Source organism: Rhodococcus sp. IEGM 27, assembly GCF_033142305.1.
In the GTDB taxonomy this organism is placed as follows: Bacteria; Actinomycetota; Actinomycetes; order Mycobacteriales; family Mycobacteriaceae; genus Rhodococcus_F; species Rhodococcus_F oxybenzonivorans.
On sequence record NZ_JAWLSG010000002.1, the window covers coordinates 657,903 to 670,920 of the forward strand.

The following is a 13,018-nucleotide window of genomic DNA, read 5'->3' on the forward strand; positions in this document are numbered from 1 at the left end:
ACAAATGCCCAGATACTCTTGGACAAATGCCCATTTATTTACTGGACGCTCGATCGAATGCGTCGGCGTATGGTCTATTCGGTCGGATAGAAAAAAAGGATTATTCATCGGCCCGCGGCAACCGATATGCGTACTTGCCCGTGGCCGGCGCCCGAGGATCGCTGGTGCCATCCGGTGGACCGGTCGCAGTGCTTCGTCTCTGCGGGAAACGCAGTCTTCGCGAGCGGAGTGTGCTGTGCTGGGACCACAGAGCCGGGAGGTGCGGTGTGCGAACTGCGTTCGGCGGACTGGCGCCGATGGGGATGACCGAGGCGATGTTCGTGTTGTTCGAGTCCCCTTCACACCCGATGCACGTGGCCACCCTGACGCTCTTCGAACCACCCAGCGGCACCGTGCCCGGCGCGCACGCCGCCGATATGGTCGGGAGTCTCCGCGCTCACGCCGAGATCTCGGAACTGTTCCGCAAACGCCCGGTCCGCTTGGTGCACGGGTATCCGTGGTGGCGCGTCGACGAGGGGGTCGATCTCGACTATCACGTGCGGCACACCGCAGTTCCTGGCGGAGGAACCATGACCGACCTACTCTCGCTGGTGTCCCAGATGCACTCGATGCCGCTCGATCCGCAGCACCCGATGTGGGAGATGCACGTCATCGAAGGACTGACCGACGGGCGCACCGCGGTGTACACGAAGTTCCATCTGTCTTTGACCGACGGCGCCTCCGGGCTACGGCTACTGCACCGCACGCTCTCGATCGACCCGGGCATCCGAGACTGCCCGGCACCGTGGAGTCCGTCGGTCGCGGCCCCAGCGCGGCATCTCTCCCTCGACCCGCGAGTGACACTGCGGTCCGGTGTGGAACTGACATGGCAGTGCGCGGCCATTCTCCCCACCTTGATGCGGACGGGCTACCGCGGGCTGACCGAAGAACATCTGACGTTGCCGCTGCAGTCACCGCCGACGATCTTCAACGCACCGACTGGTCGCGCCCGCAAGGTAGCGACCCGGTCCTGGCCACTGAAGCCGCTGCGGCGGCTCGCCACCTGCACCGGCGCACCGCTGGAGGTGGTGGTGTTGGCGATGTGCGCGGGCGCCCTCCGCGAGTATCTGCTCGAGCAGTACGCCCTCCCCGAGGCGCCGTTGACCGCAATGCTGCCGGTCCCACTCGACTTCGGTGAGGGCCCTACCATCGGGGCCGCGGGCCGTGGAGTCGGGGCAATGGTGGTGTCGCTGGCCACCGACGAAGCCGATCCCCTCGCGCGATTGGCGCGGATTGCCGACTCCGTCGCCCATACCAGCAGGGTCGTCGCCGCCCTCGGTCGCTCACAGTTTCAGTTGGTGAGCGCGCTGACGTTGAGTCCGATCATGCTGGAACCGGTACGGCGGGTGCTCGAGGAGATCCCGCCGCCCTTCAACGTGACCATCTCCTACACCCCGGGTCCGACCCGCCCACGATTCTGGAACGGCGCTCGCCTCGACGCCGTCTACCCGGTACCGGCCCTCGCTCGCGGCCAGGCGTTGAGCATCACCCTCACCAGCCGATCCGGGGAGTTACACGTCGGTGTCGTGGGCGATCGCACCGCGGTTCCCCACCTGCACCGGATCATCGGCCACCTCGACACCTCCCTGACCGAACTCGAAACCGCGCGTCGGTGATCGAGAACTTCGCAAAGGCGTGCGACCGCCGTCGAGGCGGCTACAGGCCGACGGCCTGCTCGAGGGCGTCGAGTTCGGTGTCGAGATGATCGAGCATCGGGCGCAGATTCGGGACGGCGGATCGGCATCCGGTCAATCCGAACACGAGATGGTCGTCGCTACTGGTGACAGTGATGTTCAGTGCCTGTCCGGTCACCGGGATCGACAGAGGGTACAGGGAATCGAGGCGGGCGCCGTTCCAATACAGGGGGCTGGCGGGGCCGGCGACGTTGGAAATGACGAGGTTGAACGGAGGGCGCAGTGGTCCCCGCCGGCCGGCCAGCATCTCGAGGCCGAGGGGGGCGGCTCCGAGGGCGCTCATCGCCAACGCCTGGGCCGGGCTCATCGCGCGCAGGGCCTGCTTACCTTCGCTCATGCAGGTTCGAATCGTGGCGAGTCTCGCTCCGTGCTCGGGAAGGTGGGTGGCGAGGTTGCACATCAGGACTCCCACTCGATTGCCACCCTGGGATTCGCCGTCATCGGCGCGTAGGGAAACCGGGACCATCGCGATGAGCGGTTCGTCCGGTAGGGCGCCCAGGTCGTCGAGGTAGCTGCGCAGAGCTCCGGCGGACATCGCCAGGACGATGTCGTTGACGGTGGCGTCGGCGTGCTTGGCCAGCAACCTGATCCGTTCGAGCGGCCACGATCGGGCGCCGAACTGGCGCGCCCCGCCGATCGGAACGTTGAACACGGTGTGCGGTGCGCGCATCGAGAGCGGCCCGCCCCGGGCGTGCAGGGCCCGGTCCATGGTGCCTGCCAGCGCCGGTGCCAGACCTGCGACTTCTCGGGCGCCGTGCAACGCCAGTCTCGGCAGGCCCAGCACGTCTGCAACTCCGGGCAGGTGTGGCGCCGCCGTTCCCGGTGGTGGTGTGACACGACCGCTCGCGGTGGGCATCGGCTGCCAGGGGGCTGGCATTCCTCGTCGGTCGGGATCTTCACTCATACTGCGGCGCAGGAGGTTCATGGCGGAGGCGCCGTCGGCAAGCGCGTGGTGGATTTTCGTGTAGACCGCGTAGCTCCCGTCGGCGAGGCCCTCGATCAGGTGCATCTCCCACAGTGGGCGGTTGCGGTCGAGCAGACCTGCATGCAACCGAGACGACAACGCCAGCAGTTCGGGCATGCCGCCCGGGCGGGGGAGGGCGTGGCGGTGCACGTGATGGTTCAGGTCCAACTCCGTGTCGGTGACCCACCCCCACTGTCCCAGGGTGGTCATCGAGCGTCGGGCGCGTTTGCGGAACAGCGGAGCGACTTCGGTGGAGGTCGTGGCCGTGTCGAACATCGCCCGCATGTCTGCGGCGTCGGCGCCGTCCGGGGGTGTGAACACCGCCAGGCCGCCCACATGCATCGGATGCTCCCGCGACTCGCCGAGCAGGAACAGTGAATCGGTCGGCGACATCGGCAGCAGCATGCGGGGTGTCCTTCCTTCCCGAACGGCGGATCCGCACTGCCACTGCGGTGTCTCCGGGCGGGGTGGCTTCGGTTTCCGGTAGCCGGCTTGTTCGGTAACGTTCAGGTGTGGTTTACGTCACAAATCGGCATCCGGATCAGTTCTACAGGAAGGTGCTGTCCGCGCGCTACCCGGCAGACGTCCAGCGGGTCACTGCGAGAGGACGCTCGTGGAGTCGCCGGAGGTCTCCCCATCACTTCAGGTCCACCAGGTGCATCACTTGATGACGGCGTCCACCGTCTTCTTCAACGCCGACGGTTGTGCAGGCGAATGGGGTGCCTTTTCCTTCAATTCCAGCAGTCGCGCACCCATTTCCTGAAGTTGCTTACGCCCCAGCTCTTCCCGCACCTTCGGGAACCACTCCTGCTCCTCTTCCTCGATGTGGTGCTCGACATTCTCGATGAGGACGGTGGTCTTCGCGTCGAATCGTTCGTTGTCGGGCTTCATGGCCGCCAGCTCCGTTACGAGAACGTCGGCGACGTGGTGCTCCTCGAACGACTCCAAGATGTCGTCCTCGAGGTCTGGGGCGAGTTTGCGTACCTCTGGGTACATGCACTCGTTCTCGAGGTAGGTGTGCACGGTCAGCGCCTCGATGATCTGGTCGACGATCCGGCCCTTCTCCGCTTCGGCGTCGGGGCCGGCGCTGCGGAACTCGCGGAAAAGTTTTCGGATTGCCTTGTGGTCGTTGCGCAGGAGGACGATCGCGTCGGTGGACATGGTTACCTCGCAAGGGGTGTGGTCGACGCTCCCGCGAGTACCCCGAGTGGAACATCTTCACGCGCTACCGGACGCCGGCTTCGCCCTTGTCACGCCGGTTGGACTTGACACCCGTTAGAACACATGTTCGCATGTACGCATGAGGTGGGATGGGCAGGCGCTCGATGCGGACGACGGCGCGTTGCCCGGGCTCGAGCGGGCAGGCCTGGTGCGTAGCGTGCAGACGCCCGAGTTCGAAGGCATCACCTTTCACGAAGTGCTCTGCAAGAGTGCGCTCAACAAGACGCCCGAGGAGTCCCAGCTCCCGTTCCGCTACACGGTCAACGCTTTTCGGGGATGTTCGCATTCGTGTCGTTACTGCTTTGCCCGGCCCACCCACGAGTACCTCGACCTCGATGCCGGCCGGGATTTCGACAGTCAGATCGTGGTGAAGACGAATGTCGCGGCGGTGCTCCGAAAAGAACTGAGCCGTAAGTCGTGGAAGCAGGAGCACGTGGCGTTGGGTACCAACACCGACCCGTATCAGCGGGCCGAGGGCCGGTACCGACTCATGCCGGGAATCATCCGGGCACTGACCGAGTCGGCCACACCCTTCTCGATCCTGACGAAGGGAACGCTTCTGCGGCGCGACCTTCCGCTCCTGACACTGGCTGCACAGCAGGTCGCGGTGAGTATCGGCGTGTCGCTGGCCATCCACGACGCCGACCTGCAGAAGTCGATCGAACCTGGCACTCCGTCGCCCAGGGCGCGCCTCGATCTGATCCGGGCGATCACGGATGCGGGCATGACGTGCAATGTGATGGTCGCCCCGGTCATCCCGTTCCTGACGGACTCGGCACGGCACCTCGACGGTTTACTCGAGGCCATCGCGCAGGCAGGAGCGTCGAAAGTCACGGTGCTGCCGATGCACCTGCGGGGAAGTACCAAGGGCTGGTTCATGAACTGGCTCTCCACCGAACATCCCGCACTGATACGGCAGTACCGGCAGTTGTACGGTCGATCTGCCTATGTGCCGGCCGAGTACAAGTCGTGGCTGAAGGCGCGCGTCGACCCGCTCGTCGAGCGTCACGGTCTGGCCGGTCGCGCGCAACATCGTGACGCCGGAGCGGCAGGTCGGGAAGAGGCCGCGCGCCGCGAACTCGTACGAGCCGGCGGTACCGGACCGACTCTCACTCTGTTCTGATCGCAATTCCCTCGGGGTCCTCGTCGGGCGGCAGGTGAACCGTGCGTCTCGGTTCATACCATTCGGTCCCAACGGGTTCGCCGACCATGTTCCAGCTCCAGGAGATCGTCGGCGTAATGCGGGCATACATGCCGGGGCCGACGATGCCCACCCGCTCGATCGGCTGCTCCGCGATACCGTAAACCCGAATGCATCGGGCGATGAACGGTTCGATCGACTCGAGGTCGTCGACCACCAAGGCGACCTTGACGTTGCCCGCGCGGAGGTTGCGGAACTTACGCGTTCTGGTCACGGCCCGCCCGGAACCGCCGATCCAGAAGTATGTCCCGTCGAACTCGAAGGCAAGCGGAACCACGTCGGGCTGCCCGTCGGGGCAGACAGTGGAGAACCGTGCGACGGGTTGTGAGCGGAGGTAGGCGACCTCTTGGTCCGTGAACGACACGGCGTCTCCTTTCGCGTAGCGAGCCTAGTTTCCCTTGCGCGGGAACGCGAGCCGCCGGGAGTCTCAGCGCAGGGCGGGTGGGCTGTTCAGATCGCGGGCGGAGTAGGTGTCGCAGGCATCGACCTGGCCTGTCCGGTACCCGGTGACAAACCATTTCTGTCGTTGCTCGGAGGAGCCGTGCGTCCAACCTTCGGGATTGACCCGGCCGCCCGCGGACTGCTGGATCCGGTCGTCACCCACCGACGAGGCCGCGGACAGCGCGTCCTGGATGTCGGTGTCGGTGAGGGTGTTCAGAAACGGCGGTCCGCCGTTGGGCCCGGGAAGTGTGTCGGCGTAGTGGGCCCACACGCCGGCGTAGCAATCGGCCTGCAATTCGGTGCGGACCGCGGCCGAGTCGGCTCCGCGTGGATCGGTCTGCGCCCGGCCGATGTCGCCCAGCTGATTCTGAATATGGTGTCCCACCTCGTGCGCCACGACGTATTCCTGAGCGAGGGGTCCGGCACTCGACCCGAAGCGATCGACGAGGAGTTGGAAGAAGCTGGTGTCGAAGTACGCCGTCGAGTCTGCCGGGCAGTAGAACGGCCCCACCTCGCTGGTGGCGTTTCCGCACCCGGTGTTCACCGCGCCGGAGAACAGCACCACCTCGGGCGGGATGTAGTCGGTTCCCGTTTGTGCACCGAGTTCCTGCCCCCACACGGAGTCGAGACTGCCGACCGTGAACACCACCCGGCAATCCACGTCGCGGTTGGCGTCCGCACCCGTCTCACAACCTTCGAGGCTGGCACCGGGACTCTGGGCGGACGGGTCGGCGGCACCGCTCAGTCCACCGAGCAGGGATCCGGGGTCGCCGCCGAGCAGCAGAGCGAGAACCAGCACGATCAGGCCCCCGGCTCCGCCGCCCATCGCGAACTTGCCGCCGAGGCCACCTCCTCCGCCGCCGCCCCCGACCGAGACCCGGCCGGAGTCCATGCGGGCGCCCTCGTTGAAGGTCATGTGTCGTCGCTTTCTCTCCGAGTGTCGCGGTACGGGTAGCTCGAGCATTGCACGTGAAGCGGGTATGAGTTTCCGCTCACGCACAGTGTCTCCGTAGGATCGCAGCCAAAGAAGTAGCTTGCCCCACGTTTCGAAAGGAATCCCGTGCTGCGCACACATCTCGCCGGTTCATTGCGAGCCGAGCACGCCCAGCAGACCGTTACCCTCACCGGTTGGGTCGCCAGGCGTCGTGATCACGGCGGGGTGATCTTCATCGACCTGCGTGATGCCTCGGGCGTGTCGCAGGTGGTGTTCCGTGAGGGAGCTGCTGCCGACCAGGCGCATCGACTGCGCGCGGAATACTGCGTGAAGGTCACCGGCATCGTCGAGGTCCGGCCCGAGGGCAACCAGAATTTCGAGATTCCCACGGGGGCCATCGAGGTCAACGTCACCGACCTCGAGGTTCTCAACGAGAGCGCGCCGCTACCGTTCCAGCTCGACGACCAGGCCGGAGAAGAAGCGCGCCTGAAGTACCGCTACCTGGACCTGCGCCGGGAGGGCCCGGGCCACGCCATCCGGCTGCGCTCGAAGGTCAATGCCGCTGCCCGCTCCGTTCTCGCGCACCACGAGTTCGTCGAGGTCGAGACGCCCACGCTGACGCGGTCGACGCCGGAAGGTGCACGCGACTTTCTCGTCCCCGCCCGACTGCAGCCGGGTAGCTTCTACGCGTTGCCGCAGAGCCCGCAGCTGTTCAAGCAGCTGCTGATGGTCGGTGGCATCGAGCGGTACTACCAGATCGCGCGGTGCTACCGCGACGAGGACTTCCGCGCGGATCGTCAGCCGGAGTTCACCCAGCTCGATATCGAGATGAGCTTCGTCAACCAGGACGACGTGATCCTGCTGGCCGAGGAAGTCCTGACCGCACTGTGGAAGCTCGTCGGCCACGAGATCAAGACCCCGATCGCACGGATGACGTACGCCGAGGCGATGCGGCGGTTCGGTTCGGACAAGCCGGACCTGCGTTTCGGTATCGAACTCGTCGAATGCATGGAGTTCTTCAAGGACACCACCTTCCGGGTGTTCCAGGCGGAGTACGTGGGCGCCGTGGTCATGCCCGGTGGTGCCGCCCAGCCCCGGCGTCAGCTCGACGGATGGCAGGAGTGGGCGAAGCAGCGCGGCGCCAAGGGGCTCGCGTACGTGCTCGTCGGCGAGGACGGCGCCCTCACCGGTCCGGTCGCGAAGAACCTCACCGACACCGAACGCGCCGGGCTCTGCGACCACGTCGGCGCGAAGCCCGGAGACTGCATCTTCTTCGCAGCGGGAGCCACCAAGCCGATGCGTGCGCTGCTCGGCGCGGCGCGGGGAGAGATCGCCCGCAAGCAGAACCTGATCGACCCCGACGCCTGGGCCTTCGTGTGGGTCGTGGACGCGCCGCTGTTCGAACCGACCGCCGACGCGACCGCCAGCGGCGACGTCGCCCTCGGCTACAGCGCGTGGACGGCGGTACACCACGCCTTCACCTCGCCGAAGCCCGAATCGATCGACACGTTCGACACCGACCCCGGTTCGGCACTCGCGTACGCATACGACATCGTCTGCAACGGAAACGAGATCGGCGGCGGCAGTATCCGTATTCACCGCAAGGACATTCAGGAACGAGTGTTCAAGGTGATGGGAATCTCGCACGAGGAGGCCGAGGAGAAGTTCGGCTTCCTCCTCGACGCGTTCGCGTTCGGTGCACCGCCGCACGGTGGCATCGCGTTCGGCTGGGACCGCATCACGGCCCTGCTCGCCGGAGTCGACTCGATCCGTGAGGTGATCGCATTCCCGAAGTCGGGCGGCGGCGTCGATCCCCTGACGGAGGCTCCCGCCCCGATCACCGCGCAGCAGCGCAAGGAGTCGGGTGTGGACGCCAAGCCGGAGCCGAAGGGCGGCGCCGGCGCACAGGCCGGCGCAGCGCCGGTGGCGAAGGACGCGGTCGCCGGCACCTAGATCGATCGACGGGGACCGACGCGGACACCAGGGGGACGCCATGCTGCATCTACGGGTGATCTGCCCCGCCGAGCACACCGACGATGTTCTCGGTGTGCTCGCCGCGGAGCCCGGGGCCACCCACGTGGTGGTCCTGCGCGGTGCGGCGATCGACCCGGCCGGTGACGTGGTCCAAGCAGATGTGGCCCGCGAGGCGGCCAACGAGGTGATCGACGCGCTCGAAGCGCTGGACATCCAGCACACGGGCGCGATCACCTTGGGACCGGTCGAGACGGTCCTGTCCACGGCCGCACGGAAGGCAGAGAAAGCGGCTCCCGGCGATCCGGCCGACAGCGTCGTGTGGGAGGAACTTGTCAGCCGCACCCGTGAGGAGTCGACCCTCAACGGAACCTTCCTCGCCTTCTTGACGATCGCGTGTCTGCTCGCGTCGGTAGGAGTCGTGACCGACTCACCGATCACGATCGTCGGTGCCATGGTGGTGGGACCGGAGTTCGGTCCGTTGGCAGCACTCGCCGTGGCTCTGGCACGGCGCAAACCCGGTCTCGCACGACGCTCCTTGTTCGCGCTGCTCCTCGGCTTTCCCTTCGCCATGGCTGCCACCTTGGTTGCCACGCTGGTGATGGAACGGATCGGGTGGATGGCTCTCGACAGCCTCGACGCCCAGGATCAGGTCGACTACATCTACAAGGTCGGACCCCTGTCGCTGGTGGTCGCCGTCCTCGCGGGGGCAGCCGGGATGCTCGCGCTCGTGTCCGCGAAGTCCGCGGCACTCGTCGGTGTCTTCATCTCGGTCACCACCGTGCCGGCGGCGGGTTTCGCCGTCGTCGCCGTGACGGTCGGCGAGTGGCGCATCGCCGCACTGTCCGCACTGCAACTGGGCATCAACATGGTCGGAATCGTGGTGGCCGGGGTGCTGGTCCTCGCGCTGCGGTTGCGAGCCGGTAACGGAGCCGATCGCCTGCTCGCCGAGGCACGGAAAGACCGCGTCCACCAAGTCCGGAGACTCCGGTGACCGCGGCGCCGCACCGAGGCCAGGAAAACGACGAACTGTTCGACGCCGACGGGAAGGTCCGTGCGCCGTGGTCCGAACTGGGTGACGGCGTCCTCGGCGCGGACAGCGGCTCCGTGCGCCGGTTGCAGTCCCGCATCCGGCTCCTCGTCGACAACCACGGCATCACCTACAAGCCCCTCGACGGATCGGACCTCGCCACCGGCCCGTCTCGGTGGGAGATCGACGCGATACCGCTTCTCCTCGCGGCCGACGAATGGGAGCACCTCGAAGCGGGATTCCTCCAGCGTTCGCGGCTTCTCGATGCCGTCCTCGCCGACCTGTACGGGCCGATGACGCTCCTGCGGAGTGGTGCCGTGCCCGCCCGCCTCGTGTTCGGTCATCCCGGATATCTTCGGCCTGCGCACGGCATGTCGATCCCGGGTCGGCACCAGTTGTTCTTCCACGGTCTCGACGTCGGCCGCGGCACGGACGGCAATTTCCACGCTGTTCGCGACCACACCCAGTCTCCGGGCGGGGCCGGCTACGCGATGGCGAACCGCCGAGTGATCGCCCGAGCGGTTCCGGGTATCTACGAGACCGTGGGCCCCCGGCCGTTGTCCTCGTTCGCCCAGTCGATGCGGCTCGCGGCAATCGACGCGGCGCCCGCCGGCTCGGAAGACCCGCTCGTGGTCGTGCTCAGTCCGCACACCAGGTCGGGTGCCGCGTTCGACCAGGCCTACCTGGCGACCGTCCTCGGGTTCCCACTCGTGGAGAGCGCCGACCTGGTGGTCCGTGAGGGCCGCGTCTGGATGCGGTCACTGGGCCGGTTGGAACAGGTCGACGTCATCATCCGGCGGGTCGACGCCGAACTCGCCGACCCCCTCGATCTGCGCCCCGGCTCCCGGTCCGGCGTCGTCGGCCTCGTCGAGGTGCTGCGTCGGGGAGCAGTGACCGTTGTGAACACCCTCGGCAGCGGAGTCCTGGAGAATCCGGCACTCACCCGCCTACTGCCGGCACTCTCGCGGCAACTGCTCGACGAGGATCTGTTGTTGCCGTCCGTGCCGACGTTCTGGGGAGGTGACCGCTCCGAACTCACGCACCTCCTGGCCAACGTTTCATCGATGGTGCTCCGCGCGGTCCGCGGCGGGCCGCCCGTCGTCCCCTCCGCACTCGATGATGTCCGGCGCGCGGAGTTTCTCGAACAGGTACGCGCGGATCCCGGCAACTGGGTGGGGCAGATCATCCCCGACTCGTCGTATGCGCCGTCGGCCGGCGCCGGGGGAGAGGTCACTCTCTCACCCGTCGGCGTCCGGTTGTTCTCCGTGGCTCAACGGGTGGGCTACGTACCCATGTCCGGCGGCCTGGGAACGACCCTGATTCCGGGTGCCGAGCGCTGGGATCGCCGGCATGCGGGAGCCAAGGACGTCTGGGTGCGCTTCGCGCCGCGGCTCGGCCCGGCAGATACCGGTGAGGGCGCAGCCCGTGACGTCGAGTCGCTGCCCACCTACGCAGCAACCTCGTCCGATCTGCTGGCCTCGCCCCGCGCGCTGTCCGAACTCTTCTCGATAGGGCGATGCGCGGAGCGGGCCGAGGGTTCGGCACGGCTGATGATCGCCGTGGGGGAGAAGTACCGCGACTATCGGCTCCGCCCGTGGCTGCCGGGAGCCGGGTGTCTTCCCATTCTCCTCGACGCCGTCCTCACCGTCGCGGAGCAGGGAAATGCACCGGGGGAAGGGGGTGCGCCGGCACGGTCGGTGAACGCTCCCGACGGAACTGCGGGCTCCGATCCCACTGCGGATCTCCAGCAAGTGCGGGCGGAACTGCGGTCTCTCACCGTCGATCCCGACCGCGACGGATCACTCGCTCGAGCCGTCCGGGACGTGGAGCATGCCGCGCGGGCGGTACGCGGCCAGTTGTCGAACGACATCTGGGCCGTGCTGAGCACCGTGGAACGCGCTCTCGGTGAGGTCTCCGACGAGTCGATCGACGATGGCTCCCGGCTTTTCGAGGCGCAATCCGCAGTGCTCGGCGGCATGCTGGCGCTGTCCGGTGTCTCAGCGGAATCGCTGGTCCGCGACACCGGCTGGCACATCATGGACATCGGCAAGCGGATCGAACGGGCCTCTACCCTCACCACCCTGGTGGCGTCCACGATGGGGCGGAAGCGTGATCCCGCGACCGAACGAGCGTTGATCGAATCACTTCTGATCGCCACCGAGAGCTCGGTGGTGTACCGCCGGCGGAATCGAAGTATCCGCCCTGCCGCGGTGGCCGAGTTGCTGCTGTTCGACATCGGCAACCCCCGCTCGCTCGTCTTCCAGCTCGAGGCGCTGCGGACCGATCTGGCGGCCTTACCCGACGCCTCCGGATCCTCGCCGGCGGAGCGGCTCGCCGAGGACATGCTCAACACAGTTCGACGTGTCGACCCTGCCCGGCTCCAGCGCATCGACGACACCGGAGTACGCACCGAAGTGGGCGAACTGACCACCGAGATCGTCGGACTTCTCGGCCGGTTGTCCGAGGTCATGTCGAAGGGGCCGTTGTCGTTGCCTGGCGGTATGCAACCGCTGTGGGGTAGCACGGCCTCGTGGACGGTCGCGGGGGAAGTTCCCGCATGATCGACCCGTCGCCCCCGGCTGATTCGACCAGCGAGCGCCCCGTACTCCGGCGATACCGGATCACCCACCGCACTACCTACACCTATTCGGAGCCGGTGTCGTCGTCCTACGGCCGCTGCTACCTGCTTCCGCGCGACACCGAGGATCAGCGCTGTGTCCGATCGGCCGTCGACATCTCGCCCGCGCCCGCCGATCGGTCGGTGGGTGTAGACGTGTATGGCAATCGCGACCTCTACTTCCAGGTGAGCGCAGCGCACGAGGAGCTGATCGTCACCGCCGAGTCCGAAGTCGAGGTGTACGGGCCGGAACCGCACCGGCTCGTCAGTGCACCCGCGAACTCGCGGTGGGAGCTGTCCCGGCCGGTGGGGACGGACGGGGCGTTGGCGCAGGACTTCGTGCTGGACGTGCAGCCGGCCGAGATCAGTGACGGCGTGCGCGACTACGCGGCCGTGAGCTTCCCGCCGGAACGTCCGCTCCTCGACGCTGTCCTCGACCTCACCAGCCGCATCCACCGCGATTTCCAGTACAGATCGGGGTCGACGTCCGTGTCCACCCGGGTCACCGAGGTGCTCGAGAAGCGGTCCGGGGTATGCCAGGATTTCGCTCGGCTCGCCATCGCCTGTCTGCGCTCACACGGGCTCGCCGCCCGGTATGTGTCGGGATATCTGGAAACGCAGCCGCCGCCCGGTCAGGAAAGACTGATCGGGGTCGACGCCACCCACGCGTGGGCCGCCGTGTGGATGCCCGGCGACCGTTGGCTGGCTTTCGACCCGACCAACGATCAACTCGTCGACGAGCGCTACACGCTGGTGGCGTGGGGCCGGGACTACGCGGATGTGCCGCCGCTGCGCGGAGTCATATACACCGAGGCACGAAACAGCACCATTGCGGTGTCGGTTGACGTGGCACCCCTCCATCCGCTCGCGCCCGATCAGCCGAAATGCTGAAATTCACCGAGGCTT

At 66.9% G+C, this 13,018-nt stretch carries 10 protein-coding genes; 6 read left to right on the top strand and 4 right to left on the bottom strand.

Annotated features, from left to right (window positions below; all coding sequences use genetic code 11):
• The first annotated feature begins 296 nt into the window (after window positions 1–296).
• The gene (locus R4P95_RS09495; RefSeq protein WP_317745133.1) at window positions 297–1,655 is read left to right on the top strand and encodes a wax ester/triacylglycerol synthase family O-acyltransferase; all 1,359 of its coding nucleotides are present in this window, start codon (window positions 297–299) and stop codon (window positions 1,653–1,655) included.
• A gap of 40 nt (window positions 1,656–1,695) precedes the next feature.
• Here R4P95_RS09495 and R4P95_RS09500 read toward each other — a convergent pair whose 3' ends face one another.
• Both R4P95_RS09500 and R4P95_RS09505 read right to left on the bottom strand, forming a co-directional pair.
• Window positions 1,696–3,102, bottom strand: coding sequence for a WS/DGAT/MGAT family O-acyltransferase (locus tag R4P95_RS09500; RefSeq protein ID WP_213571945.1), 1,407 nt, complete (start codon window positions 3,100–3,102; stop codon window positions 1,696–1,698).
• A 255-nt stretch (window positions 3,103–3,357) separates the two neighbouring features.
• Window positions 3,358–3,858, bottom strand: coding sequence for a hemerythrin domain-containing protein (locus R4P95_RS09505; RefSeq protein ID WP_213571946.1), 501 nt, complete (start codon window positions 3,856–3,858; stop codon window positions 3,358–3,360).
• Window positions 3,859–3,997: 139 nt separating this feature from the next.
• Between R4P95_RS09505 and R4P95_RS09510 the strand changes: the two genes are divergently transcribed.
• Window positions 3,998–5,041 carry an Rv2578c family radical SAM protein gene (locus R4P95_RS09510; RefSeq protein ID WP_317745007.1) on the top strand — a complete coding sequence of 348 codons (1,044 nt, stop codon included), beginning with the start codon at window positions 3,998–4,000 and terminating at the stop codon, window positions 5,039–5,041.
• Here R4P95_RS09510 and R4P95_RS09515 read toward each other — a convergent pair.
• Window positions 5,028–5,483, bottom strand: coding sequence for a PPOX class F420-dependent oxidoreductase (locus tag R4P95_RS09515; protein WP_213571948.1), 456 nt, complete (start codon window positions 5,481–5,483; stop codon window positions 5,028–5,030). The genes R4P95_RS09510 and R4P95_RS09515 overlap by 14 nt on opposite strands.
• Window positions 5,484–5,546: 63 nt before the next feature.
• Window positions 5,547–6,476 carry a neutral zinc metallopeptidase gene (locus tag R4P95_RS09520; RefSeq protein ID WP_317745006.1) on the bottom strand — a complete coding sequence of 310 codons (930 nt, stop codon included), beginning with the start codon at window positions 6,474–6,476 and terminating at the stop codon, window positions 5,547–5,549.
• 144 nt (window positions 6,477–6,620) lie between these two features.
• Between R4P95_RS09520 and aspS the strand changes: the two genes are divergently transcribed.
• From aspS to R4P95_RS09540, 4 genes are read left to right on the top strand one after another with little or no spacing between them, the layout of a single operon-like run.
• Window positions 6,621–8,447, top strand: coding sequence for an aspartate--tRNA ligase (gene aspS / locus R4P95_RS09525; RefSeq protein WP_250773434.1), 1,827 nt, complete (start codon window positions 6,621–6,623; stop codon window positions 8,445–8,447).
• Between the two features lie 40 nt (window positions 8,448–8,487).
• Window positions 8,488–9,459 carry a DUF389 domain-containing protein gene (locus tag R4P95_RS09530; RefSeq protein WP_213571951.1) on the top strand — a complete coding sequence of 324 codons (972 nt, stop codon included), beginning with the start codon at window positions 8,488–8,490 and terminating at the stop codon, window positions 9,457–9,459.
• On the top strand, window positions 9,456–12,056 hold the full coding sequence (locus R4P95_RS09535) for a circularly permuted type 2 ATP-grasp protein (RefSeq protein ID WP_317745005.1): 2,601 nt from the start codon (window positions 9,456–9,458) through the stop codon (window positions 12,054–12,056). The genes R4P95_RS09530 and R4P95_RS09535 overlap by 4 nt, the downstream gene beginning before the upstream one ends.
• The gene (locus R4P95_RS09540) at window positions 12,053–13,003 is read left to right on the top strand and encodes a transglutaminase N-terminal domain-containing protein (protein ID WP_213571953.1); all 951 of its coding nucleotides are present in this window, start codon (window positions 12,053–12,055) and stop codon (window positions 13,001–13,003) included. The genes R4P95_RS09535 and R4P95_RS09540 overlap by 4 nt, the downstream gene beginning before the upstream one ends.
• The last annotated feature ends 15 nt before the right edge of the window (window positions 13,004–13,018 follow it).

Coding starts and splice junctions, on each gene's coding strand:
- R4P95_RS09495 (WP_317745133.1), top strand. CDS start 297: ATGGGGATGACCGAGGCGATGTTCGTGTTGTTCGAGTCCCCTTCACAC.
- R4P95_RS09500 (WP_213571945.1), bottom strand. CDS start 3,102: ATGCTGCTGCCGATGTCGCCGACCGATTCACTGTTCCTGCTCGGCGAG.
- R4P95_RS09505 (WP_213571946.1), bottom strand. CDS start 3,858: ATGTCCACCGACGCGATCGTCCTCCTGCGCAACGACCACAAGGCAATC.
- R4P95_RS09510 (WP_317745007.1), top strand. CDS start 3,998: ATGAGGTGGGATGGGCAGGCGCTCGATGCGGACGACGGCGCGTTGCCC.
- R4P95_RS09520 (WP_317745006.1), bottom strand. CDS start 6,476: ATGACCTTCAACGAGGGCGCCCGCATGGACTCCGGCCGGGTCTCGGTC.
- R4P95_RS09530 (WP_213571951.1), top strand. CDS start 8,488: ATGCTGCATCTACGGGTGATCTGCCCCGCCGAGCACACCGACGATGTT.
- R4P95_RS09540 (WP_213571953.1), top strand. CDS start 12,053: ATGATCGACCCGTCGCCCCCGGCTGATTCGACCAGCGAGCGCCCCGTA.